This is a genomic window from Bradyrhizobium sp. Pha-3, from assembly GCF_042258325.1.
Taxonomy (GTDB): Bacteria; Pseudomonadota; Alphaproteobacteria; order Rhizobiales; family Xanthobacteraceae; genus Bradyrhizobium; species Bradyrhizobium elkanii.
On record NZ_CP170151.1, the window covers coordinates 621136 to 644958 of the forward strand.

The following is a 23823-nucleotide window of genomic DNA, read 5'->3' on the forward strand; positions in this document are numbered from 1 at the left end:
TCCCAGCGTGCCGCGCTCCGAAGCGTCCGATTACGCGCGAGTTGCTGCACTCATGCCAAAGGCATTGCGGAGAAAATCAAAGCAGCGAGTTCGGTAAATTGTGATCACGAGCCGAGCGCTCGCTCAGCGACGAAACTGTTGTTTTATGTAGTAGTAGGCGATTTTGCTCTGCATTAAGCGTTCGTGGGCTTCATCCATCACTTTCTAAATTCCTCATCGTTTGGAAGAAGCCCGCTTCACTAGCGTCTCAGCTCCCCTCGGCAATCGTGAAAAGCAATTCTTTGCCGAGACGAAGCAATTCAACGCAGTTGGCAACATCGGTGCGCGCGTAGAATGTCTCTCGATCGACGACGGGTGATGCGATGACTCGGAAGCGATCAGCCCGGGACTGATCGAGGCTAGACACTGACGTTCGCCCTGTATTGCGCTCGCAAGAATCGCCAACGCTTAATAGCGCACTTAGCCTATCCGCTGGCCGCGCTAATCAACGCGAGAAGCGACAAGGCCGGCATGCATGCGAAGAGCGTAAAGTAGCTTCAGGTATCCCTGTATCGGAGCATTTCTATCCTGCTGCACGTGCAAGCGAGGCAGTCTTCGGATCATAGACGTAGCCGGTAATAGTGCCGTTCTTTATTTTCTCGATAGCCTCATCGATCACGAAAAGTGGTACGAGAAACCATTCACGCGGGGTGACCGGCTGCCCAAAGCGGTCCTTGATTTCGACATCGAGGCGGGCCGTGCCGAAAATGCGGTGGATCAGGTTCTCAAGTCGGGTGCGGCTGATGTTGAATAGCTCATAGGTTGCGACGATCTCGACATCTGCCATGAGGAACGTCGGATCGAGCCGAGCATCGGCGACACGGCGTGCGACATCGCCGCCGGTAACACCGATCTTGTGCAGGACATCGCGATGGGACACGACAGTTGGGTGATCGGATTTGCTCCGCAGCACGTACACCACGCCGCTTGCCTCGTCTCCCTCCTCCCTCTGATCGGCGAATAGCGGACCAGCAGACGGCTCGATGATCCGCCGGCCGGCAGGGTCCTGCTGGAGTGCCTTCTGAAAAGACCGCATGAGTAGGTTGCTCTCGGTCCCGTTGTCGAAGACCACGCGAAGGCGTGCGTCTATGTTCCCGTGCTCATTTGTGAAGGGCTCCTCCATCGTCGCAACGTAGGCTTTCTGGCCTCCTAGGATGTAGAGCCGGCCCGGCGCGATCTCGGACTTGCGTTCAAAGCGCCGGGTCTCCCGAAGGCCAGTGCTGAGTTCTTTCTGCACCTGCTCGAACAACGGTTTGAATTGGCCGAAATCCTCGCATTTCTGGCGATTGGCGATCTCCTCGGCCGTGCGCTTTTCGGCGGCCGATCGGACATGCCGGAGTTCCGTAATGTCGGCTGACGCGGCGGCATCCACTCCGAGCTGCGTCAGAAGCTCATCATCGTCCAGTTCGTCGGGGAGGTTGACTCGAGACGGCTCTACGCCCGCCAGAAGCCCTTGATGATCGAGGGGTTCAAGCAAGGCGCGGCAGTCGGCCAGCGCACGAAGACGATCAAGGCGCACAGCATACATCCGCTCGAAAATGTCGCGGTCTTCTCCATGCTGCGGGGATTGACCGTGCTGTTCGACGAAACGCTGAATGTCCTCGAACCCAGCGACGACCCGCTCCTCGCGCGGTGTCCGGCTGGATTCCTTCTTCGCTTCGGCCTCGACGCCAAGTTCGGCAAGAAGCGCATCATCCTCTTCGGTGAAGCCTCTAGCCACGCGCGGCCTCCGCCCTCATTCGTTGAAGGAAGGCCACGCCCTCGGCCATGCGTCTTTCCCAGGCGTCCGGCGAGGTGATCGAGGGCAACCTGCCGCGATCCTGCTTAAATTTTAAGGCGCGTCTAGCTAACTCCCGCGCCTCCTCGACCGACAGGTTGACGCGCTTGGCCCCGATCACGGCCGCGACCTGCTTTAAGCTTTCCTCGCTCATGGTCTTGGCAAGAATAGCATAGGCTTCCCCGAAGGGATTAATCCGATCGATAAGGTCGATATCCAGCTCGCGCACATCCATGGCGAACCTGCGAACACCATCCACGAAGGCGGTGTTTGGCGTCGATTCACCATTCCTTTCGGCTGCCCCCAAGGCGACATCCTTGGCCTTTTGGGTGAGGTTGAGTGCGGCGACGGCGTGCTGCCGGACAGCCTCCTGATCCTCCTCGTCCAGGTCGGGATACTTGTCCTTGATGATCTTGCCCAGACGGAGCTGGGTCAGCTCTTCGGGGATAAGCTCAGGGTCGAACAGTCCGCGCTCAATCGTCGCCTTGTCTTGGACGAAGGCAGCAATGACCTCATTAAGGTCCTGCCCACATATGCGCTGCGCCTCCTCGCTTTTCGGCGCAACAAGGCCTCTGATCTCAATCTGGAACTGGCCTGTCTCCTCATTGAAGCCAACATTGCACTTGTTCGGATCGTAGCCGTCCTGGCCATAATCGAACCCTTCCATCGGACCGTTCGCCGGATTTTTCGGCTTGAACTCAAAGCGGGGGGCGAGCACCTGCTCCATAAGCAAGCTCGCTGCGATGGCCTTCAGCGTGTCGTTTACGGCCTCAGTAACGGCCTCCTCGGACGCATCGGGCTCCGCGATCAGATTGGTGAAGCGTGCACGGGTCTTGCCCGGTGCATCGCGAGTGGCGCGGCCAATGATCTGCACGATCTCGGTGAGACTGGAGCGGTAGCCGACCGTGAGCGCGTGTTCGCACCAAATCCAGTCGAATCCCTCTTTGGCCATACCGAGCGCGATGATAAGGTCCACATGGTCACGGTTAGTTTTCTGCGCAGGCTCTTTCAACGCCGAGGACACGCGGTCTCGCTTCGCTTCGTCATCGTCAACTAAATCGGCGATTCGAAGGACACGCCCCTCTGCTGTCTTGACCAATTGGAAGCCCGTCTCCGGGTCGGTCCCCTGCCACTCACCTAGCTCCTCGATAATGTGCTCGACTTCGCGAATCTTGTCCTTTGTGCTCTCGCGCGAGTTTACGTTCGGGATGTGGATGATCGTTTTCTCGGTCGGCTTCAGTACCTTCAGTATGTCTTCGACATAAGAGCCGGCATAGAAGAAGTAGCCGATGTCGAGTTGCTTCAGATGTTCGTAGCCATTGAGTTGTTCATAGTAAGTGTATGTGACGGTGTCGAACTTCGCTTCGTCCTGCGGAGAGAGGACCGCGTCGGCATCGCCTCGAAAATAGGAGCCAGTCATAGCCACAATGTGTATCCGGTCTCGGGCGATGAACTGGCCGAGGTGGAGGCCCAGCTTGTTGTCAGGATTAGCAGAAACGTGGTGGAACTCATCAACGGCGATCAACCGATTGTCGAATGCCTCAACGCCAAGCCTTTCCACCGCAAAGCGGAAAGTCGCATGAGTACAAACTAGCACCTTGTCATCGCTCTTAAGGAAGGTTTCCACTGCATTGACCTTACCGCCGTTATCCGAGCCGGGCGCGTTGCACAAATTCCACTTGGGCTCGACTGTCCAATCGGCCCAAAATCCAAATCGGGTCAGCGGCTCGTCGTCAAAGCTCGCTCCGATCGACTTCTCCGGCACTACGATTAGCGCTTGGCGGATTCCCTGATTGTGGAGCTTGTCGAGAGCGACGAACATGAGGGCGCGGCTTTTGCCTGACGCCGGCGGCGATTTGATTAGAAGGTACTGTTCGCCCCTTTTCTCGTAGGCGCGCTCTTGCATCGGCCGCATCCCGAGGGCATTGGCCTTCGTCGAACTGCCGTTGCGCGCATAGGATACCGAGACAGAAGGGACGGATTTGATTTGGCTCGTCACGCGTGAACCTCCGCGCTGCGCTTGATTGCACCAGGCCTCGAAGTCATCTTTACGTATAACTCGAATAACTTTTCGAGACGCTCGGTGTCGTTGCGGAATTTTCGGCCGATATAAACACGCTCAAGAACCTCGTCATTGCGCTCGTGCACTTCGCGAAGGTCCGCCGGCATTCTTTCCGGGTCATAAAGATCGGCGATGGTTGCAGGGAAGTGCGCCTCTCGCACGAGAAGAATGTCTTCAGCGCAGTGAGTCAGATCAGCTTTGTTTTTTTCGGTCAGCGGCGGCACCGGAAAAGTGTTCCAGCCGAGGGTGTTAGAGTAGCGGAAGTCTGTTTTTAGTTTTCCGCATACCGTTGCGATCCAGATCATGTGCAGGCGAGATGCGACTAGTGCCATGTTCCAAAGAGGCGCGTCGTAAAGCGCGAACAGCAGATCGCTCGCGATGGCGTCTCTCCCCAGCAAAGTGATCGGAATGTAGGACCGTCGCTCGGAGGACACTTTAGCGACCACGAGCGAGTGTTCTTTTGCTGTACCTGCTATTTGCACGAAGCGATGGGGACGTGAAGCGAAGTCGCGAGTCGAACCTGCCACGCTCTCCAGACGGAATGATCTTACTTTGTGCAATACTTTCTTCAGATAGGGATGCTCATGAGCGAAATCCGCATCTTCGTCCTCGACCCATATGCACCATCTAAGTTTACCTTGGATCATTTCTTCCGATCCAAGATATGGGCGAATGAACCGATTAATCTCGGGATACTCACGCAACACCGTTTCACGCTCGTCGCGGCTCAGAATAAAACTTCCTCCGTCTCGCGGCATGTTGCCGAATAGCATTTGGGACGTCAACGATAGTGGGCTGCGTAGTTGTTCGACAAACGAGTTTTGTCCAGCAACAAGATACGCATTGATGTGCGGCACGCTTCGCTCAACAAGCAATCCCTCCTCGTTCACGGAAAAGAGCCGTCGAGACGCGCCTGGCTGGCGGCCGATACCAACGATCGCAACAATTACTCCAGCGTTATTGCTGGCTAGGTTGGACCACTTAAATGAAGTGTGTGCGAACGCAATCTCGTGGCCGGTGTTGAAGATCAACGGCCACAGAACCGGTACCTGCTGTCCCTGACATATCGAGTTAGTGGTCACAAAGGCGGCGACGGCGTTGGTTTCCATGCCGTAATCGGCTGCTTTCATGAACCATCCAGCGACATAGTCGAGGAACTTCCAACTCTTTGCACGTCCACCAAAGATAGATCCCAGTTCGGCCTTCTGCTCGTCGGTCTGCCATTTGGAACCAAGGTATGGTGGATTTCCGCAAATATATGTTTCGCCTCCTATGTTCTCGAAATCTATCTGCGTCTGGTCGAGCGGTGTCTGAAAAAGGTCGTCAGCGCGATGCTTGACGGCAATTCCTGTCGGCGGGCAGATACTCAACCAGTCCAGTCGCAGGGCGTTACCGCAGGTGATCCAATTCTGCGCGTTGAGTGGCAGAAACTCGGCGAGTGCCAATTTTTGGCCCCGGTAGAGAACATCGCACTGAAACTCTGCGATGATCAGGGCAAGTCGCGCGATTTCGGCAGGAAAATCACGCAACTCAATACCGCGAAAGTTAGTAAGTGGAATTTCCGATGGACGCTCTAGCTCGCCACGGCGCCTGTTTATTTCGGCTTCGATGGCACGCATTTCCTTGTAAGCGATAACAACGAAGTTGCCCGAGCCGCAGGCAGGATCAAACACCCTGATCCGCGACAAACGCTTGCGTAAGTTCAACAACATGCGGGAGTTGTTTTCGGCCTCCTCTAGGCGCAACCGAAGATCATTGAGGAACAGAGGATTTAGGACCTTCAAGATATTGGGAACACTAGTGTAGTGCATCCCAAGCGCACCTCGCTCCTCGTCTTCTGCGACCGCCTGAATCATTGACCCAAAGATGTCGGGATTGATCTTAGTCCAATCGAGATTGCCGATGTGGAGGAGGTAAGACCGCGCAATCCGGCTAAAGCGAGGAACGTCCGCATTGCCGGAAAAGAGCCCGCCATTCACATATGGAAAGACGATTGCCCATCTCGGTAAGTCCGTAAGTCCACGGTCTTCGATCTTGGTGTTCATAGCGCGGAACAATGCGCTGATCACCTCATGAGTGTTCGATGAGTCTCGCGCGCTCATCTGCTCGATTGTGGCGGTGAACAGGCTGCTTCCATTGAAGATGTCTGTGTCTTCGGCGAAGAAGCAGAAGATGAGCCGGGCCATAAAATGGTTCATGTCGGGGCGGCGCTCGGCCACTCCCCATTCAGGATTATCTTTCAAAAGCTCGACATACAGCCGATTGAGACGGCTTGTAGCCCGGATATCAAATGAGCTTTCGCGGACTTGTTTGACAGTGGTAATGCCGGCGAGCGGCAGAAAAAAACCGAAGTGATCTGGAAATTCGGCGTACGCACAGGCGACAGTCTCACCGCTGAGCAAATCTTCGGCTTCGAACGTATCTCCGTCAGTAGCCAGAATGAACTTCGCCTTGGCTCTAGTCGTTGCGGGACTGGCTTTAAGGGCGGCAAGCGTGTTCGTGACTTCGCCAGGGGCGGCTACAGCAATATGAATGTTGTTCGTCTGAAGAACGCCGGCAAGGTCGGACCTATTCGACTCTCCTCTGCGCAGACGCTTGAGCGTCGTCTCTTTGTTCCCGAAGGCTTGCAGGAAGGCGAACGGAAACTCCTCGCGGTCGAATGGCTGCTCGGCGAGGGCCGATATGGCCTCTTCAATTTCTACGGCGTTCATGCTTTTCAATGCCCTTACGGGACGGTGTTGCTAAGATTCTCATTCTATGTGGCCATACCTTCTGCCGCTTTTCGTGACCCGAACTGACGCCAGTCGGTGGCCGAAAGCTGATTCGAAATCTTCCGCTTCCAAGGCCCACATTCGATAATGACCGCCCTGGGGGGAGAAGACGAGAACCTTTCCATCGTACATGTCGAAGCCATGCGTCTCGGGTATCGGAAGAGAAATCTTTTCCATCATATTGTTTCCGAGCCTTAGGTTGTTGGTGACAGGCCCTCCAGCGGGAGGCTCGAACGTGACTTCGCCGATGACAGAATTCACCGCCAGATTGTCTGGAGCATTGAAGCCGAAATACCGATTCATGCCGCGGGGCATGTCGATCTGATTTCCAGGCTTATCAGGCCCTCTGTTGCGAGTAACGTACCCAGCCTCGATCCAGAACACCTCCAGTTCATCGTAATTAGGAGCAGGAGCCTCGGGTTCGGGCGCTTCTAGTGCTGCCGATGCCGCCCACCTTTCCTCATATGAGTCCAATATGTCCTCAACTGGCGTGGCGGCTTCCCAGAGGTCCTTGGCTGCCCTGAACGCTGATCGGAATGTCTTTTTGAACTCCATCGTGGTCGCTGCATGCAAGCTTGCTCCACACTCCGCAGATTGCCGAAGCCCATTGGATGAGAAGTTGCCCGAACCCACAACCATGCCAAAACGGCTTTTCGTCGAGTTTGTCAGAAATCCCGCCTTCATGTGGAAATCACGCCTTGGAAGGAAGCCGTTCCTCTCCACCACCCACGCGCCATCGTGTATGCGGACCTCCACGTTCGATCTCTCGATCAAAAATCTCAGAGCTTGTGGCTGTGTCCGGCCGTAATCGATTCCGAACAGCCATTGAGAAGGGACTTGATCCCAAAAGTCGCTTCCAAATGCTAGATCGAACGCAATTGCTCCTGACTGTGTGGCGTATGCATACAGTCCCAAGAATTGTTCGGTTTCGGCCCACTCGTGTGCACGCCGAAGCTCAGCCAAGGTGGTTGGATGGTTCTCCGCTGACTGGATGAAGGCTTTTAGCTTCATGAATGCGTTCCAAGGGTTTTGACGTTGCCGCACAACCGGTGGGCAGCGTGATGCGCCCATGAATGCCTATAGTGATAATCAACTTGCCCGTGAAGGACAGCCGATAATGCCGTTTTTCGGCTCAACTCACCAGAAACGGCCCTTCGCTGCTGCCGATTGGATGCCGAGAGCGGTGTATAACGGCAATCGGGAGGTACAGCATGGCCGGCAAAGGCTGCCAGCATTGTACTGCTGTTCATAAGCCTCTCTTTGCGAGCGTCTGCCTTGTGAGGACCAAGATAATCAACTAGAACGAAATGGGAACGGACGGACTTGAACATGCCGTATGATGGCCGAGCGGTCGCAAATTTCGTGCTCGACAAATGCGCTGAACGCGGGGCGGAGGTTTCGAACCTTGCCTTGCAGAAAATCGTGTACTTCTGCCACGTTTGGTCGTTGATCGAGCTAAAGTCTCCACTTATCGCTCACCGATTCGAAGCTTGGGAATACGGCCCCGTTCTTCCTTATCTTTATCGGGAATTTAAGAGCTTTGATCGGTTGCCAATCGGTGGGCGCGCCAAGCGAATCGATCCGATAAGCGGACGTAGCGAAGTTGTGCAATACGATTTTGACCCCGCCACAACAGATGTGCTCACAAAAGTTGTTGAGTTCTATTCGCGCCTCCGGCCAGGTGACCTAGTCGAACTTACCCATGCTGTAGGTGGGCCGTGGTACACTGTGTGGAATCACTCAGGGGCGATAAACCCCGGCATGAAGATCAGCGACGACCAAATCGTAAGTTTCTACTCTAAGCGCGTGCCAAAATTCATTCTGCAATGAAGAGGGGACGGCGTGTCAAAGCTCAAAGTGCCATCAGTACAGCACCTCGCACGGAATTGGCGCAGTTCGCCCGAGCGGATTTGTCGCAAGCTTGTTTCACTGGCCGAAAGTCCTCCCAGCTTCAATTACAATCCATTATTCGGCGCCGTACGGGACATGCTGGTGTTCAATCAGCCGTACGATGAGATTGTGGAAGGTGTCCGCCGGCACATCAAACGATCTGATGTTCGAGAGAATTTGCTAGGCGTCCTTCCATTGATCAGGAGTCACTTTGCCAACGTATCTCCTGATTTTGTGCAAGCTATCGATCGTCGCTACTACTCTATCGGGCGCGGCTTGAGGGTGCCCTTCGATCCACCTCTGCTCTACGGAGTTGGCGGCAAGCTGATCTTTCCCTGGTTCAGCTTCTGGCGTTCAAATCCGTTGGCGGATGTGCGGCTATCGCTGTTTGCCAGCTTGGTGGATGAACTTCTCGCGGATGATCCCGATCTCGCGGCGGCCGATTTCCAGATATTGGATTTCAGTGTGCCGAAGGTGAAGACGAAGCCCGGCGAGCAGAAGCCACCCCGGCAACTTCGCGTCGTTGATGCTCGTGATATTCCCCGTGTCAGCGACGAGATAAAATTGGAAATGCTGACAATCTTCGCGGAAGGCTATCGCATGGCGGTAGCGGAGTTGTCCTCTACAGTGAAGACCACACCATCGGATGAGCAAACTCGCCAGCGGGACGTTAGGCAGGCCGATCTTTTTGACGATGATCCCCAGGCCAATTCCTAAGCTTTAGTTTTCCTTGGTGTGGCTTGCGAGAGCTAAGTCGAACAATAATAGTTCGCACTATCCCTTGAATGTGCTCCGCAGCCGGATCACCTCAGCGGCCGGACGCCCTTCAAGGCTGGCCGCGATCCTTTCGCCGACAAGATCATTAAGAGCCCTCACCGGATCGTCGGCCTTGTTCACATATCGGCCAGTCATTGCTACGTTGGCGTGCCGGAGAAGGTCACGGACGAGGAAGGCATTGGCGCCGGACTGCCCCGCGTAGGTGCCAACCGTGTGACGAAGATCGTGCATCCTTACATCGTTGATGTTGGCAACAGCGCGTATCCTCTGCCATGCGGCCTCCATCGCGTCCTTTGCCAGCGGCTTCCATTGATCTTTGTCTGATATTCGCTTGCCGGGAAGCACCCACGGGCAATCTTTGTCACGGCTGAGGCTGTTCAACACTTGCCGTGCCGGTGCATTGAGCGTCACCGTTTGCGGCTTACCGGCCTTTGTCTTGCGCAACAGGATCGTGCCGGCATTAAAATCGATTTGGTCCCATCGAAGCGACAGAACTTCCGAAAGGCGACATCCGGTGTACAGCAGAAGTTCGACTACCGCCGTGGTGACACGGGAGTAAACCGTGAAGCGATGTTCTGCACCGGGCAAGTGCTTGGAGTTGGGTTTCGATTCGTCCACCTTCCAAGGCAAGCCAGTGGTTTCGGCCTGACGCAAAACAGCGCCGAGGCGAGACAATTCGTCGCCCGAAAGGAAGCGCTCTCGGTGCATTTCGGCGTTGCGTTCAATCCGCTTGCAGGGATTGGTGCCATCCGGGCGCATGTCCCACAGTTCGGCGAGGCAGAATGCCTTTGAGCAAACGGATAGCGCAAAGTTGGCCTGTCGGGGCGTGCCTGACAGGGCGCGATGGAGTTTCGATATATCGTTGCGAGTCACGGCCGCCACCTTGAGGCCGCCGAGCGCCGGGCGGATGTGAATTGTCACCAACCGTTCCACCTCAGCTTGCGTGTGAGCGTCACGAGAGGATCACCGGTTCCCGGGCTTGACCTGCGCGGAATGCTCTGGATAGCGCGGTCGGGATGATTGACGCCGCCGGCGCACGATGATGGGTTGATCCCGGTTCGGAGTGGGCGACGGGGATCAGAATGACCAGCGAGTCGCAGCTGCGCGAGAAGCTTCGGAAGATCGAGGCGTTGTTCGTGGGTGCCGGAACTGCTGGCGAGCGCCTTGCAGCGGAAGCCGCACTGCAGCGGGTGCGGGCCCGGGTCGAGGAACTTGCTCGCCACGATCCACCGATCGAACAGCAATTCTCACTTCCCGACCAGTGGTCTCGGCACCTGTTTCTGGCACTTTGCCGCCGATATGGGCTGCGGCCGTTTCGTTATCGCCGGCAGCGACGCAACACGGTGATGGTCCGTGCGTCACGGGGCTTCGTTGATCGAGTCCTGCTGCCGGAGTTCACAGAGCTTGAGGGTGCGCTACAAGTGTATCTGCACGAGGTGACGCTGCGCGTGATCCGCGAAGAGATTTACGACGACGCCAGCGATGCGCAGGAAGTTCCCGACGCCTTGCCGTCGAACTGATCAAGCGGCGAGCTTTGCCTCGGAACCGTCGCGCGCGGCTTTCCAATGCCACGGCAACAGCGTGTTCAGCTGATTGATCTTGGTGCGTCCGGAGACGATGCGCTCGAGAACGTCAGTAAGATAGTGCCGCGGGTCGATGTCGTGAAGTTTTGCCGTGTTGATGAGCGACGCGAGAATGGCCCACGTCTCGGCCCCGCCTTCACTACCGGCGAACAGATAGTTTTTCTTTCCCAACCCGATCGGCTTGATGCTGCGCTCGACCGTATTGCTGTCAATCTCGATGCGCCCATCATCGATGAATCGCGTCAGGCCTTCCCAATGGTTGAGGGTGTAGCGGATTGCCTTGCCAAGGCCGGATTTCTTCGAGACTTCCAGCAGTCGCGCTTCGAGCCAGGGCTTGAAGTCCTCGATCAGCGGTCTGGTGTCGGATTGTCGCACCGCAGCTCGCTGCGTCGCCGGCAAACCGCGAATGCGATCCTCAACGGCGTAGAACATCGCGATCCGCTGCAGCGCTTCCGCGGCAATCGGCGACTTCGTCGCGACGTGAACGTCCCAGAACTTCCGCCGCGCATGCGCGAAGCAGAACGCCAGCTGCATCAGACGGCTGCCGCTCTTGATCAAGCCCTTGTAGGCGGCATAGCCATCAACCTGCAGGATGCCGCGATAGTCCCCGAACAGCCGCTTGGCGCGGATCGCCTTGCGATCCTCGGCGAACACGTAGACCACCGCCGGCGGCGCCGGGCCGCCCCATGGGCGGTCATCGGTGGCGATCGCCCAGAACTGGCAGATTTTGGTTCTGCCACGGCCGGGATCGAGAACTGGCAGCGGCGTCTCGTCGGCAAACAGCCGCGGATAGGACATCACCGCGTGGTGCAACAGCGCGTGAAGCGGCTTCAGCCACCAGGCGACGCGGCCCATCCACGAGGCCAGTGTTTGCCGGTCGAGCGTGATGCCTTGGGCGGCAAACATCTGTTCCTGGCGATACAGCGGCAGCTGGTAGCCGTATTTCATCACCGCGACGTGGGCCAGCAAGGCTTCCGTCACCATTCCACCGTCGATCGCCTGGGCCGACGCGGGTGCCTGTACCACACCCTGGCGGCAGCGCCGGCAGCCGTACCGCGGACGCACGATGCGCTTGATCCGGTACTGCATCGGAATGACGTCGAAGGCTTCCTTGACGGTCTCCCCGATCTTGTGCAGCTGCTCGCCGCAGCAGGGGCAGCTGTGGCTCTCGATATCGATCACGACATCGATGCGCGGCAAATGCTCCGGAAGCTTCCCGCGGTTGCGTCGCGCCGGTCGCTTTCCACGGCCCTCCGCTCCGTCAGGCAGCCTGCCTCCGGCCACATCGTCGTTGGCAGCGGCACGAGCCGCCTGTGCGCTGATGGTGAAGAGAGACAGCTGTCCGATATCCAGTGTCTCGGAGCGCGGACCGAAGATCATGCGCTTGTACTGGGACAGGATCATCAGGAGCTTGTCGTTCTCCTGGATCGCAGCGTCGCGGTGAGCGATCGCTGCATCACGCTCGGTCGCCAGTGTGCTGCATTCCTCCGACAACGCCGCAAGCCGTGACGATAGCGCCATCACGGTTTGTCGGAGCAATGCTGGATCGGAAGGCAAATCACTCATGCAGAGTAATTCTACAACAACTCCGCATGAGTGACGAACGCCTCTTGATAATGATCAACCAGCTCGTACCGGCTGATCCACAGGTCGCATCGGCACACGCTTCCAGTCCGAGCCATCGAGCAGCACCGAGAGCTGAGCATGAGATAGCGACATGACGCCTTCCTTGATCGGCGGCCAGGTGAACTGCCCCTCGATTCTTTTGTAGTAAAGGACAAGGCCGCTTCCATCCCAGGTCAGGATCTTCACGCGATCTCGGCGCTTGGAGCGGAAGACATAAAGTCCGCCGTCGAACGGATCGGCTCCAAAGGCCTCGCTCACCAGCATCGCCAGCGAGTCCATGCCGCGGCGGAAATCGACCGGCTGCGTCGCAATCCAGATCGACAACCCAGCTCGAAGCCCGATCATCGACCAACCGTCCCGACCGCCGCCAGCACCTCGCACAGTGCCTGCCGGTCGACTGTCCCCCTAACACGGATGCGAACCGCGCCGACCTCGATCTCGATCGTCGCCTGCTCCTCACTCGGGCCGCTACGGCCGGTGATCGCGACCGGCACAAAGCCAACTGGCATGCCTCTGTCCCCGTGCTCCGCGACCTGCGACCGCGTGGCCTGGCGACGCCACAGGAACAACAAGCTTGGACTGATGTCGTGTCGCCGAGCCACCGCGGACACGCTTGCACCCGGCGCAAAACTCTCCGCGACAATCGTCGCCTTTGCATCGGTCGACCAGCGCCGACGCCGGCCCGTCCCGGTGATGATCTCGACACGCTGCAGCGTGTCAGCGCCGTGTTCGAGGATAGGTATATGCCTATCCTTATCGCTATCCTTACGACTATCCTTGGACATTGTGACCTCGCGACAAACCATTCCGCGAGATCTTCCTAGCCGACCAGATCAACCCTCAGTGCGTGGTCTCTGCATGACGCTCACGCTTGCGTGGTCGCGGCGTTCCTTTTTTTGACATGCTCCGTGAGATAGCGGTCCAATAGATCGCTTACAGTCGGCGCCGTGCGGAAGGTTTCACGCTCGGCGGCAGGGTCCTTGCCATCGGCCGCGCTATGGAGCACGCGCTTGGCGATGGTGCGCGCCTGATCGACAGTGACTTTGCCGTGAGCGCCGATCGTGTACCAGCGGGAACGCCCTTCCTTATTCCGATACTGGACGAAATAGGATCGATGGCCGCTCGGCATCACCCTGACACCAAACCCGGCCAGGCCGGCGTCAAAAACCACCACTGGCCGTGCCCCGGGCTTGAGGCTTTCGACGTACCGTTTTGTCAGAGCGCGGTCATTGGCCTGGCGCATAGCTCTCCTCAAACGTTTGGACGCAGCTGGACGGCCACGGGCGGCAACACCGTTGCGCCGCAAGTACTTGCAGCCATTGAGATCGGGCGGCGCCGGACGGCTCGGACGGCCTTTCGCGGCCATAGGCCACACTGCCGCATCGCCTATACATATTCGCGTGCCAGATGGTTCAAGCCGTGCAAGCACCGTGCAAGCAGGAAACATAGAAATCGATGGAAGGCGCTCGAACGTTGTAGCAAAGAAAAAAGCCAATCTGTAAGCATTTTCAGTAGTGCACAGTACACTACTGAAATCCATGAAAATCAACATAAACAGACTACGAATCTGAGGGTCGGACGTTCGAATCGTTCCGGGCGCGCCATTTTCGTTCAAAATCACGAACATTGCCGTTCTCGACCCGGTTGCCTGCGATGGTGGCGCGGACCGAGGCGCCGGGTCGCAAGCCGACGTTAAAAGATGGTCAGGATGCGGGGTGAGATCGGGCCGGGAATCGGCTGTCGGTGTCGGGCGCTTCAGAGGATCTATTCGGGCATGCCGGACAGTCGCCAGGCCGCCGCGACCTTCTCGACATCCTCGCTGCGCACAAAGGGCGTCGTTCTCTTGTATTCCGCGATCGTCAAGCCCGGGCTCAATCGACGGACCTGATCGCTGCATTTGGTAGCTTCGTCTATCCGGCCCAGCATCGCGAGAGCCGCCATCATCTGACGATGGAGTTGAACAAAGTCAGGCCATCGCCGGACGCCGTCGGATGCCCATACCAAAGCCTCGTCGTACCGTCCTGCCTGGAAGTGTGCACTCGCCAATCCTTGATAGGCGAGGAAAGTTCGTGGATCGAGCGGGCTCAATCGCAATGCAAGGTGCAACTGCTCGATCGCCTCATCATACTCGCCGAGGAAATTCTTGGCTCCGCCGAGCCATAATCGCGCCGTCGCAAGATTAGGGTCCAGATTGACTGCGCGCGAGAGGAGTGCCTCGCCTTCCGCAACCTTCTTCACGACATAGTTCAAGACTTGACCCGCGAAAGCGAGCACTCGCGGATCGTCATCGCCCAGCCGCAATGCTTCGCGCGCGATTCGCTCGGCATGCTCTATCTCGACGCGTCCGATGCTAACCCAGTCGAAGGCCTTGGCCGTGATGTACCATCCAGCATGAACTGCGTGCGCAAGTGCAAAGCCCGGATCGAGTTCGGTGGCGCGCACAAAAAGAGGCAAGGCCCTGCGATGCGCCTCTCTTGTAAACAGATAAAAGGACGAGAGGCCGCGAAGGTAGTGGTCATAGGCGGTGAGGCTCGCAGGCGGCTTGCGAGCTGCAAGCGCAATCTCCGCCTTTTCGATGCTGGGAAGGATCGCTCCGATTACGCTTGACGCAACCGTGTCCTGCAGCTCGAACATGTCGTTTAGATATCCGTCGAAGCGATCCGCCCAGATATGGGCCTGGTTTGTCACCTCGATCAATTGTCCCGTTATTCTTATTCGGTCGGCCGACCTTCGCACGCTGCCCTCGAGGACATAGCGGACTCCGAGCTCCCGTCCGACACGGCTTATGTCGATCGCCCTTCCCTTGTATGTAAAGGCGGAGTTGCGTGCGACGACAAAAAGGGCGCGACTGCGCGATAGTGCCGTCGTGATCTCCTCAACCATCCCGTCGGCAAAATACTCCTGCTCGGGATCGCCGCTCATGTTCTGAAACGGCAAGACCGCGATCGAAGGTTTGTCAGGAAGAGTGAGCGGCTGCGGATGGGCCGAAGCTGACCTTTCGCCGGATGACGTTTGAGTGCTCAACCGGGATCGCCAAGCCTGAATTGGTTCTGCGATATTCTTCAGAGACTGCAGGCCGATATCCTCAAATACAATGTCGACCTTGCTTTTGATCTGTCTGTAAGCGTCGTCGGATACGCAGATCCCGCCCGGTTCGGCGATGCTTTCGAGTCGAGCGGCGATGTTGACGGCATCCCCGAAAATATCGCCTCGATCGATGATGATATCGCCGGCATGAATGCCGATGCGAAATTCTATCTTTTGATCCAGGGGCACGGCGATCGTCTGTGCCGCCAACTTGTTTTGAATTTCAACGGCGCTGCGTGTCGCGTCGACGACGCTTGCAAACTCGACGAGCAAGCCATCTCCCGTCGTCTTGACGATGCGGCCCCGATGGGCGGCTATCGTCGGATCAACGATGGTCTCTACAAGGGTCTTCAGGCAAGTCAGCGTGCCTTCCTCGTCCCGTCCCATCAGCCGGCTGTACCCAGCGACGTCAGCCGCGAGCACTGCAGCCAATCGCCGCTCGATGCGATCGGAGGCCAAGGCATGCCCTCAAAATATTCTCAAAATAATGCCAGCGATCAAAGCACGGCGGGCTGCGCCTGAGCCAGCGAAAACTTCCGAAATGGGTTCGAAAGGCGACGCCGGTCGGCTTCTTCAGACCAGAAATAGGGCCCCAGCGCGTCTGGATGCAACCTGTCCCGGGGCCCCCACTCGGACCCGCCCCCCGTAAAAACCCTGCTTGCCCCCGCCGGAACGTTGAGAAAAAATAAGCTTTTTTAGCTTATAGGCACACAAATGTTTTTATTCTTATTGTCTGTCCCTTTGAACCGGCGAGTCATCCCTCATGCAGAGTGACATCGCGAACGCCGTATTTTATGCGGCCGTATTCCTGGGCATCGTCTACACCAGTCGCATCCTGGAAAAAAGATGGCCGATCGCGGACGTTCCCTACGGCGAGTTTCGCGATGACTGGCTCGCGGTGATCGTGAGCCTCGGGCTGTCGTCCATGCTCGCTCCGATCGCGGCGATCAGCGCGGGGAAAATTGCCAGCTATACCGGTCTCGGCTGGATCAAGCTGCCGACCGACGGTTACTGGTGGTACGTCTCCCTCGCAATCATCGTGGTCGCATTCGATCTCTACAAGTACGCATACCATCGCCTGCAACATGCGATCCCCTTTCTATGGGCGATGCATTCCTTCCATCACAGCGCGAACGGCGTGACGTTCATTACCGGCGGCCGGCATTTCTGGCTGGAGCGGGTGTTGTCCGACGCCTTCCTTCCGATCATGGCGATCCTGTTCCGCATCCCGCCGGACATGGTGATAGCGGTGGGATTTATCTTCTTCATGCCCGATGCGTGTGCCCATCTCAATGTCCGCATTCCGCTCGGTCGGTACGTGACATGGATCAACAATCCGCAATGGCACCGGATCCATCACTCGGTCCTTCCCGAGCACAGGGACAAAAACTTCGCTGCCTGCTTTCCGCTCCTCGACATTCTGTTCGGCACGGCCTGGGTACCGACGCCGGACGAATATCCTGCAACGGGCCTCGTGCCTGCCGAGCGCGTGGACATCATCAATAGCGTGATCTGGCCAATCCGGCATCTTCGGCATTACTGGCATCGGGAGTCTCGGAATGAATTGGGTTAAGGGTCTCTTGGTGCTCCTCGCCCTGCTGCTGGGTTACGCCGACCTCGTGTCGACGAATGTGATCCTGAGTCTCGGACTGGGTGAGTTGAACCCATTCATGCATCTGGCGCAGACATGGTTCGGCGTATGGTGGCTGGTGCCCAAGCTTGGCCTGACGTTCGTGGTCACGTGGCTGCTTTGGCGGAGCAACAACGTTTACAACATCGCTCTCGTCGTCGCCTTCTGCTCCACGCCTGTCCTGAACAATCTCGTCATCATCGCGGGCACGAACTGAATCAATCCCTTCGCCGGTTGCCGCAACTGGCGAAATCAGGAGGATCAGCGATGTCGGACAGGTATGTCGTCGCCTGCATGGTCTGGTGTGTCCTGGTCCTGGGGGCTCCGGGGGCCGTGCACGCGCAGACGCCGTCGAGCTGCAAGGAGCCGCAGACCGGCACCAGCCGCGTCCCGATGCTGTCGCCGCCGCTGGCCAATGTGGTGACGGGCACGGGACGGCTGCAATTCTACTCGGCGCCGAACCTGCACTGTCCGATCCGCGGGGTGTTCGTCATTCCAAACGACGCGCTGATCGCGTATGCGCAAACCAGTGACGGCTGGTCGTCGGTGATGTACCTCAATCCGGGGACGGGCAACGACGTCTCGGGTTGGGTGAGGTCGGCGAGACTGAAGGTGACTGGAACGGTCGGGCCAAAGTAGCGCGCGACCGGGATTGCAGCAGGCGGCTTCCCGCACACACCTGCTTGAGCGATGCCTGCACGAATGCACTGCGCGCGGCGAGCCGGCCGTGACGCATGTCCGCTGCGGCGATCAATGAATCGCCGCGTACATGATCTTCTCCTCGGTCGCTTCGAGCGCGGAGAATTCCTCGACCACCTTGCCCTGGCGCGAGACCAGGATGCGGTCGGACAGTGCCATGATCTCCGGCAGATAAGACGAGATCACCACCACCGCCTTGCCCTCGTCGGCGAGCTGGTTGATCAGCTCGTGGATCTCGACAATGGCGCCGACGTCGACGCCGCGGGTCGGCTCATCGAAGATGATCAGCTCGGGCTCCTGCACCAGCGATTTGGCGATCACCACCTTCTGCTGGTTGCCGCCCGACAGCTCGACCACCTTGGCCTCGTCGCCGATGGCGCGCACCTTGAGGCGCTGGGTCCAGGTCTTGCCGACCGAATTGGTCTCGCGCCGCGACAACATCATGCGGCCCCCGGGAAACTTGGAAAGCAGACCGAGATAGATGTTGCGGGCGATCGAGGCGGTCTCGAAGAAGCCCTCGACCTTGCGATCCTCGGTCACATAGGCGATGCCGGCCTTGACCGCCGGCGCCGGAACCCGGTAGCGCACCGGCTTGTCGTGCAGCAGGATCTCGCCGCCGTGGAAGAAGTCGCGTTTCAACACGCCGGAGACGATCTTGAAGGTCTCGGTGCGGCCCGCGCCGACCAGGCCGAACACGCCGGTGATCTGCCCGGCGAACACCGATAGCGAATTGTTCTTCACCATCGGCGCCATCTTGAGGTTTTGCACCGTGAGCACGCGCGCCCCGGCCGGCCGGACGCTGCTCTTCCGCGCGCCGTACAGCGTGTTGGAGAGGTCGCGCCCGACCATCGCCTGCACGATCGCAGCGCGATCGAATTTCGCGGCGTCGTCGGTGATGACGTGCTTGCCGTCGCGCAGCACGGTGATGCGATCGGCGAGCAGCAGAGCCTCTTCCAGCGCGTGCGAGATGAAGATGATCGAGACGCCGCGCTTCTTGAGGTCGCGGACCAGGTCGAAGAAATACTTCTTCTCTTCCGGCGTCAGCGACGCGGTCGGCTCGTCGAAGATGATGACCTTTGCCTTGTGCAGAACCGCGCGCGCGATCTCCACCATCTGCTTCTTGGCGGCGCCGAGCCCGCTCACGGTCGCGGTCGGCGTCACGTCGAAATTCAGCGATTGCAGGAATTGCTGGGCGGCGATGTAGATGCCGCGCAGCCGGTTGTAGAATTTCTCCTGCCCGAGAAACAGATTTTGCGCGACCGTCATGGTCGGCACCAGGCTGTTCTCCTGGAACACCATGGCGATGCCGAGATTGCGGGCCTCGAGCGGCGTGCGGGGCGCGACCTCCGCGCCGTCGACACTCATGCCGCCGGAGGTCAAGGTCACGACGCCGGCCATCACCTTGGTCAGCGTCGACTTGCCGGCGCCGTTCTCGCCAACCAGCGCGTGGATCTCGCCGCGGCGCAGATCGAAGTCGACGCCCTCGATGGCGGGCACGCCGGCGTAAAGCTTGGTGGCCTTGCGCAGGGAAAGCACGGTGTCGCTCATGAGCCGACCTCCTCGGCGAGCCCGGCGAGGGGCAGTTTCAGCACGCGACCCGGTCCCTTGGCGATCAGCACAAGGTCGCCGCCCAGCTCGAGCGCCGCGACGATGCCGTGATTGACGCCGTCGACCCGGCTGTGCAGCGAATATAGCGGCTTGCCGTCCTCGCTCAGCCGGATGACGAGGCCATAGGAGCGCGGCGGCGCCCACGGCTTGATCACGCCCATCGTCTTGATGTGGGCGCCCTGCATCGGCTCCTTGAACGAGAACCCCGAGCGCAGCCGCGGCGCGACCCAATAGGCCGGGTCGATCTCGGCCATCATGCGACGCCGATAGGCCGGCTCGCGCAGCACGAACTCGATCAGCTGGGTGCGTGCGGTGAACGCGGTGAGCCAATAGCCGCCGCCCGCGGCCTTCGACAGCCGCGACGGATACACCGGCAGGTGGCCGAGCACGACCTGCGGCGGCCTTCCATTGGAGACGAGGACGAGACGATGCCGCCAGCTCTCGCTGACCAGCACGCCGTCGCCGCGCGCGCAGGCGCCGAAGGCGTAGCCGAGCTTCGACGCCAGCGGCTGCGCCGATTTGGTCCTGGGATCGAGCCGGAACACGCGGCCGCTCCGGTTGAGCTCCATCAGGTCGCGCGCCCAATCATCGATGCCGCAGGTCGCCGAACCGTCGGTTGCGATCAGGGTCCCGTCGCCGGCCTGCGTCAGCGCGTTGATCGCGTTGAAGGCGGCGTCGTTGAACGTCGCGCTCGGCTCGCGCGACGAGGGATCGGCATAGAGCCGCACCTCGCGGCCGCCGAGCGCGACCGCGATGCCGCCGCCGGTGAGCGCGCAGAGCGCCGAAATCGGCTGCTCGAAGCTGCGCAGCTCGGCCGCTCCGCCGCCGTCGAGGCGCAGCAGACGCCGGCCGTCGGCGACATAGAGGTTGCGGCCGTCGGTTGCGAGATCCTCTAGCGCCTCGCATTCCAGCAAGGTGGTCGCAGATTCCAGTTTCTGGTTCGGCTTGAGCGCGCCGTCGAACGACGGCACGGTGATGGTGGCCTCGCCACGGCCGAGAAAGCGGTTGGCGAATTCCCTGACGGCCGCGATCACGACAGCTTCCCCCAGCGCTTGTCATACTGCACGAAGTTCGGGTCCGCGTTCTCCAGCTTGTAGCGGCCGATCCGGTTGTTCATGATGCCGCCGAGATAGAGATAGCCGCGATGCTCGCGCATCGAGGTGATCATCGGATGGTTCTCTCCGCGCAGGTCCCAGAACGATTCGAGGATCTTGCCCTGTTCGTTGAACTTGACCACGCAGCCGGTGTTGATGTTCGGGAACAGCCATTCGTCGACCGGGACGCGCTTGGCCATGCGGCGGCGGAAGCCCGGCATCTTCCAGGCGAGGTCGAGCGAGGGGCTGCGCATGCCGACCAGCGCCAGCCAGTAATTGCCGTCGGAGGCAAGATTGATGTTGTCGGGGTAGCCCGGCAGATTGTCCATCACGACCTCGACCTGGCCCTTCTTCGGTCCCGCGAACCACAGCCGCTTGATCGAGCAGCCGAAGGTCTCGGCGAACAGGATCGACTGGCCGTCGCTGGCGACGCAGATGCCGTTGGGGAATTTGAGGCCGCGCAGCGCCGTATGCGTCGCGCCGGTCTTGGTGTCGTAGCAGATGATGCGGCCGTTGCCGCGCGCCTCGAGGCCGTCGATCGGCCATTCGTCCATCTCGTAGCGCACGGTGGCTTCCGAGAAGAAGATCAGGCCATCGTCGGTGATGTCGAGGTCGTCGGCCAGCCGCAGCCGGCTGTCGTCGTTCACCGAATGCATGCTGCGGTTGGTCTCGTCGGTCGCCTTCTCCACGGTGCCGTCAGGCGTGATGCGGTAAAGGCCCATGCCGCCGATGCAGACATAGAGATTGTCCTGCCGGTCGAACGCCATGCCGAGCGGCTGACCGCCGATATGGGCGAACACCTCCATGCGCTGATAATCGGGCGCATGGAAGCGGATGATGTCGCCATGGCGCGAGCCGGCGTAGAGATTGTTGTTGCGATCGAGGATCACGTCCTCCGGCGCCTCGATGCGGCCGAGGCCGATCAGTTCGACGTCACGCAGCTTGTCGTTCTGCTCGAACGGGCCGCCCTGGCCGATCTCGGTGGCCGGTGGCGGCGGCAAGGCGTGATAGGTCGGCGCGACATAGACCTTGCTGATGATGCGGGTGCGGTTCTTCTGCCAGCGGATGTCGACCATCGCGGCGACCAGCAGGATGCCCGCCAGCGCCATGCGGTTGATGCCGCCCCGTGCGTTGAGCGTGGTCAGGCCGTTGGTGATCAGGAGCACGATCAGCACGCCGACCAGCGATTTGGCGACCGAGCCCTTGCCGCCGCCGAGCGTGATGCCGCCGAGCACGGTCGCGGTCAGCACGATCACCTCGAGGCCGACGCCGATGTCGCCGCCGACGGTGCCGAGCCGGGCCGCGAAGAACAGCGCGGCGATGCTGGTCAGCACGCCGCTTGCGACATAGCAGAGCGCGATGGTGCGGCGGACCGGAATGCCGGAATTGTAGGCGGAACGGCGCGAGCCGCCGATCGCGGTGATGTGCCAGCCCGGGCGCAGCCGCGTCATGAAGATATGACCGAAGATCGCGATCGCGATATAGACCAGGGCGACGCTCGGAATGCCGAACACGTCGCCGCCGCCGATGAAATTCCAGGACGGGATGTCGGGGAAGGCCGCGGCGATCGAATTGGAGTAGCGCTGGATCAACAGATCGAACGCCGAGCGGTAGATGATCAGGGTGATCAGCGTGGTGATGAAGGCGCGTAGCCGTAAATAGCCGATCAGGACGCCGTTGACGGCGCCGAGCAATGCGCCGCAGATGAGGGTGGCGACCACCACCGCGGGCACCGGCCAGTTCAGCACGTCGAGCAGATAAAGCGCGCAGAAATCCGTCAGCGCGAAGATCGAGCCGACCGACAGATCGATGCCGCCGACGATGACGACCAGCGCCATGCCGAGGCCGATGAAGCCGATCTCGCCGGCCTGCCGCGCGGTGTCGGCGAGGCTCGACGGCGACAGGAAGTGATCGATGGAACGGCTGAGCGCGAAGCCGACGATCAAAAGCAGGATCACCGGTATTGCGGTCTCGGTCCAACGCTTGGACAGGATCTCGCCGAGGAGATGATCCGGCCAGTAGCGGTAACGCAGGCTCGTCAGGGTGTCGCGCATCGGCATTCCAGCAAGGCGTTCGATTTGGGAAGATCGACGTCCCGAGGTGAAATCGCCCGGGACGTCGAGCGGGAATGGCCGGACTATTTCTTCAGGTCACTGAGATTCCAGCACGCGGTCTGGCTGTCCGCGTTCTCCTTGGTGATCGGAATCAGCGTCGTGTATTCCGAACCCTTGATCGAGCCGGCCTTGGCGCCCGACGACAGCAGCCATTTGATCGTGCCGGCCATCTGCGCGGCCTGGGTCGGCACGTCGTAGCTCATGTTGAGATCGAACGCGCCCGACTTCACGAGCTCGCAGGCGCCCTTGCGCTCGCCGCCGCCGGAGGTCGCGACGAACACCTTGCCGGTCAGGCCGGCTTCCTTCACCGCGGCGGCGGTGCCGATGTCCATGCCGTCCCAGAACCCGACGATGCCGCAAAGATCGGGATTCTGCTTCAGCACGGTCTGGGTGATCGCCTTGGCCTTCGCTGCATCCCAGTCGGCAGCCTGGCTCGAGACCACCTTGATCTCCGGATGCTTGGCGAGCACGTTCTCGACGCCCTTGAGCGTGTAGGCGCTGGCGGCCGCCGAGAGCGCGCCCTGCACGATGGCGATCTTGTTCGACTTGCCCTGGCAGGCCTTCACCACGGCTTCGGTGTCCCGCTCGCCGATCTCGATCCAGTTGGCGCCGACGAAGGCCGAAGAGCGATAGGCCGACCCCATGTTGATCTGAATGACGTAGATGCCTTCGTTCTCGGCGCGCTGCAGCAACTTGGCGTAGGTCTGCACGTCCGGATTGTGGATCACCATCACCGCCGGCTTCTCCGAGATCAGCGAGGTTACCGCCTGCGCGCCGGCATTGGTGTTCCAGTTGGGATCGCGGATCTCGAACTTCACGCCGAAGGGCTCGAGCTCCTTCTTCATGCCGGCGTACCAGCCTTCGGTGAGGTCGAAGTTCATGGCGACCGGGACGTAGGCCACCGTCTTGCCGGCGAGGGCTTCCCTGAACGGCTTCTGGAACGGCTCGTCCAGGCCCTGCTGGGCCAGAGCCGGAGCGGCGATGGCTGCGAGCCCGAGCGCTGCGGCGATCACCTTTGCAGTCCTGACAGCGTATTTCATTGCTTCCTCCTTGGTCGTGATTGAAT

Annotated in this window: 20 protein-coding genes and 1 pseudogene; 6 read left to right on the forward strand and 15 right to left on the reverse strand. The window is 59.5% G+C overall.

The window, feature by feature from the left end; translation table 11 throughout:
- Nucleotides 1–562 precede the first annotated feature (562 nt).
- The 4 genes from ACE10X_RS02820 to ACE10X_RS02835 are packed head-to-tail and all read right to left on the reverse strand — an operon-like array spanning nt 563 to nt 7660.
- The gene (locus tag ACE10X_RS02820; protein ID WP_375764030.1) at nt 563–1759 is read right to left on the reverse strand and encodes a GIY-YIG nuclease family protein; all 1197 of its coding nucleotides are present in this window, start codon (nt 1757–1759) and stop codon (nt 563–565) included.
- Nucleotides 1752–3815, reverse strand: coding sequence for a DEAD/DEAH box helicase (locus tag ACE10X_RS02825; RefSeq protein WP_375764031.1), 2064 nt, complete (start codon nt 3813–3815; stop codon nt 1752–1754). Before ACE10X_RS02825 ends, ACE10X_RS02820 begins: the two co-directional genes overlap by 8 nt.
- Nucleotides 3812–6589, reverse strand: coding sequence for a class I SAM-dependent DNA methyltransferase (locus ACE10X_RS02830; RefSeq protein WP_375764032.1), 2778 nt, complete (start codon nt 6587–6589; stop codon nt 3812–3814). Before ACE10X_RS02830 ends, ACE10X_RS02825 begins: the two co-directional genes overlap by 4 nt.
- Before the next feature lie 39 nt (nt 6590–6628).
- Entirely contained in the window at nt 6629–7660 is a 1032-nt protein-coding gene (locus ACE10X_RS02835; protein WP_375764033.1) for a hypothetical protein, read from the reverse strand.
- A gap of 318 nt (nt 7661–7978) precedes the next feature.
- Here ACE10X_RS02835 and ACE10X_RS02840 point away from each other — a divergent pair, with 318 nt between their 5' ends.
- Both ACE10X_RS02840 and ACE10X_RS02845 read left to right on the forward strand, forming a co-directional pair.
- Nucleotides 7979–8479 carry a Panacea domain-containing protein gene (locus tag ACE10X_RS02840; protein ID WP_375764034.1) on the forward strand — a complete coding sequence of 167 codons (501 nt, stop codon included), beginning with the start codon at nt 7979–7981 and terminating at the stop codon, nt 8477–8479.
- A gap of 12 nt (nt 8480–8491) precedes the next feature.
- Nucleotides 8492–9256 carry a hypothetical protein gene (locus ACE10X_RS02845; protein WP_375764035.1) on the forward strand — a complete coding sequence of 255 codons (765 nt, stop codon included), beginning with the start codon at nt 8492–8494 and terminating at the stop codon, nt 9254–9256.
- Between the two features lie 57 nt (nt 9257–9313).
- Here ACE10X_RS02845 and ACE10X_RS02850 read toward each other — a convergent pair whose 3' ends face one another.
- Nucleotides 9314–10237: a tyrosine-type recombinase/integrase gene (locus ACE10X_RS02850; protein WP_375764036.1), complete on the reverse strand. Its 924-nt coding sequence runs from the start codon at nt 10235–10237 to the stop codon at nt 9314–9316.
- Between the two features lie 161 nt (nt 10238–10398).
- Between ACE10X_RS02850 and ACE10X_RS02855 the strand changes: the two genes are divergently transcribed.
- The gene (locus ACE10X_RS02855) at nt 10399–10836 is read left to right on the forward strand and encodes a hypothetical protein (protein WP_018268855.1); all 438 of its coding nucleotides are present in this window, start codon (nt 10399–10401) and stop codon (nt 10834–10836) included.
- Here the strand turns inward: ACE10X_RS02855 and ACE10X_RS02860 are convergent, their stop codons facing one another.
- The 6 genes and pseudogenes from ACE10X_RS02860 to ACE10X_RS02885 form a co-directional block, all read right to left on the reverse strand.
- Nucleotides 10837–12420: an IS66 family transposase gene (locus ACE10X_RS02860; protein ID WP_018268856.1), complete on the reverse strand. Its 1584-nt coding sequence runs from the start codon at nt 12418–12420 to the stop codon at nt 10837–10839.
- A gap of 99 nt (nt 12421–12519) precedes the next feature.
- Nucleotides 12520–12870 (reverse strand): IS66 family insertion sequence element accessory protein TnpB, encoded by a 351-nt coding sequence (gene tnpB, locus ACE10X_RS02865; protein ID WP_026191835.1) that lies wholly within the window; start codon nt 12868–12870, stop codon nt 12520–12522.
- Nucleotides 12867–13034 (reverse strand): hypothetical protein, encoded by a 168-nt coding sequence (locus tag ACE10X_RS02870; RefSeq protein WP_244436053.1) that lies wholly within the window; start codon nt 13032–13034, stop codon nt 12867–12869. Before ACE10X_RS02870 ends, tnpB begins: the two co-directional genes overlap by 4 nt.
- Nucleotides 13035–13127: 93 nt before the next feature.
- Nucleotides 13128–13331, reverse strand: a pseudogene (locus ACE10X_RS02875) (hypothetical protein); the annotation flags it as partial.
- Between the two features lie 59 nt (nt 13332–13390).
- Nucleotides 13391–14152: an Arm DNA-binding domain-containing protein gene (locus ACE10X_RS02880; protein ID WP_375764037.1), complete on the reverse strand. Its 762-nt coding sequence runs from the start codon at nt 14150–14152 to the stop codon at nt 13391–13393.
- 137 nt (nt 14153–14289) lie between these two features.
- Nucleotides 14290–16071 (reverse strand): adenylate/guanylate cyclase domain-containing protein, encoded by a 1782-nt coding sequence (locus ACE10X_RS02885; protein ID WP_051003056.1) that lies wholly within the window; start codon nt 16069–16071, stop codon nt 14290–14292.
- Nucleotides 16072–16375: 304 nt separating this feature from the next.
- Here ACE10X_RS02885 and ACE10X_RS02890 point away from each other — a divergent pair, with 304 nt between their 5' ends.
- From ACE10X_RS02890 to ACE10X_RS02900, 3 genes are read left to right on the forward strand one after another with little or no spacing between them, the layout of a single operon-like run.
- Nucleotides 16376–17185 carry a sterol desaturase family protein gene (locus ACE10X_RS02890; protein WP_375764038.1) on the forward strand — a complete coding sequence of 270 codons (810 nt, stop codon included), beginning with the start codon at nt 16376–16378 and terminating at the stop codon, nt 17183–17185.
- Nucleotides 17172–17459 carry a DUF5658 family protein gene (locus tag ACE10X_RS02895; protein ID WP_244435841.1) on the forward strand — a complete coding sequence of 96 codons (288 nt, stop codon included), beginning with the start codon at nt 17172–17174 and terminating at the stop codon, nt 17457–17459. The genes ACE10X_RS02890 and ACE10X_RS02895 overlap by 14 nt, the downstream gene beginning before the upstream one ends.
- A 50-nt stretch (nt 17460–17509) precedes the next feature.
- Entirely contained in the window at nt 17510–17881 is a 372-nt protein-coding gene (locus ACE10X_RS02900) for a hypothetical protein (protein WP_038385612.1), read from the forward strand.
- Between the two features lie 111 nt (nt 17882–17992).
- Here ACE10X_RS02900 and ACE10X_RS02905 read toward each other — a convergent pair whose 3' ends face one another.
- The 4 genes from ACE10X_RS02905 to ACE10X_RS02920 all read right to left on the reverse strand — a co-directional run bounded on the left by ACE10X_RS02905 (nt 17993) and on the right by ACE10X_RS02920 (nt 23797).
- Nucleotides 17993–19489 (reverse strand): sugar ABC transporter ATP-binding protein, encoded by a 1497-nt coding sequence (locus tag ACE10X_RS02905; RefSeq protein WP_038385611.1) that lies wholly within the window; start codon nt 19487–19489, stop codon nt 17993–17995.
- Nucleotides 19486–20583: a hypothetical protein gene (locus ACE10X_RS02910; RefSeq protein WP_304557446.1), complete on the reverse strand. Its 1098-nt coding sequence runs from the start codon at nt 20581–20583 to the stop codon at nt 19486–19488. Before ACE10X_RS02910 ends, ACE10X_RS02905 begins: the two co-directional genes overlap by 4 nt.
- A complete protein-coding gene (locus ACE10X_RS02915; protein ID WP_038385609.1) occupies nt 20580–22703 on the reverse strand; it encodes an SMP-30/gluconolactonase/LRE family protein in 2124 nt (707 codons plus the stop codon). Before ACE10X_RS02915 ends, ACE10X_RS02910 begins: the two co-directional genes overlap by 4 nt.
- 77 nt (nt 22704–22780) lie before the next feature.
- Nucleotides 22781–23797, reverse strand: a complete 1017-nt coding sequence (locus tag ACE10X_RS02920) for a sugar ABC transporter substrate-binding protein (protein ID WP_028340412.1) — start codon at nt 23795–23797, stop codon at nt 22781–22783.
- Nucleotides 23798–23823 lie beyond the last annotated feature (26 nt).

Coding starts and splice junctions, on each gene's coding strand:
- ACE10X_RS02905 (WP_038385611.1), bottom strand. CDS start 19,489: ATGAGCGACACCGTGCTTTCCCTGCGCAAGGCCACCAAGCTTTACGCC.
- ACE10X_RS02900 (WP_038385612.1), top strand. CDS start 17,510: ATGTCGGACAGGTATGTCGTCGCCTGCATGGTCTGGTGTGTCCTGGTC.
- ACE10X_RS02870 (WP_244436053.1), bottom strand. CDS start 13,034: ATGCCAGTTGGCTTTGTGCCGGTCGCGATCACCGGCCGTAGCGGCCCG.
- ACE10X_RS02830 (WP_375764032.1), bottom strand. CDS start 6,589: ATGAACGCCGTAGAAATTGAAGAGGCCATATCGGCCCTCGCCGAGCAG.
- ACE10X_RS02855 (WP_018268855.1), top strand. CDS start 10,399: ATGACCAGCGAGTCGCAGCTGCGCGAGAAGCTTCGGAAGATCGAGGCG.
- ACE10X_RS02840 (WP_375764034.1), top strand. CDS start 7,979: ATGCCGTATGATGGCCGAGCGGTCGCAAATTTCGTGCTCGACAAATGC.
- ACE10X_RS02860 (WP_018268856.1), bottom strand. CDS start 12,420: ATGGCGCTATCGTCACGGCTTGCGGCGTTGTCGGAGGAATGCAGCACA.
- ACE10X_RS02880 (WP_375764037.1), bottom strand. CDS start 14,152: ATGTTCGTGATTTTGAACGAAAATGGCGCGCCCGGAACGATTCGAACG.
- ACE10X_RS02920 (WP_028340412.1), bottom strand. CDS start 23,797: ATGAAATACGCTGTCAGGACTGCAAAGGTGATCGCCGCAGCGCTCGGG.
- tnpB (WP_026191835.1), bottom strand. CDS start 12,870: ATGATCGGGCTTCGAGCTGGGTTGTCGATCTGGATTGCGACGCAGCCG.
- ACE10X_RS02890 (WP_375764038.1), top strand. CDS start 16,376: ATGCAGAGTGACATCGCGAACGCCGTATTTTATGCGGCCGTATTCCTG.
- ACE10X_RS02835 (WP_375764033.1), bottom strand. CDS start 7,660: ATGAAGCTAAAAGCCTTCATCCAGTCAGCGGAGAACCATCCAACCACC.
- ACE10X_RS02895 (WP_244435841.1), top strand. CDS start 17,172: ATGAATTGGGTTAAGGGTCTCTTGGTGCTCCTCGCCCTGCTGCTGGGT.
- ACE10X_RS02915 (WP_038385609.1), bottom strand. CDS start 22,703: ATGCCGATGCGCGACACCCTGACGAGCCTGCGTTACCGCTACTGGCCG.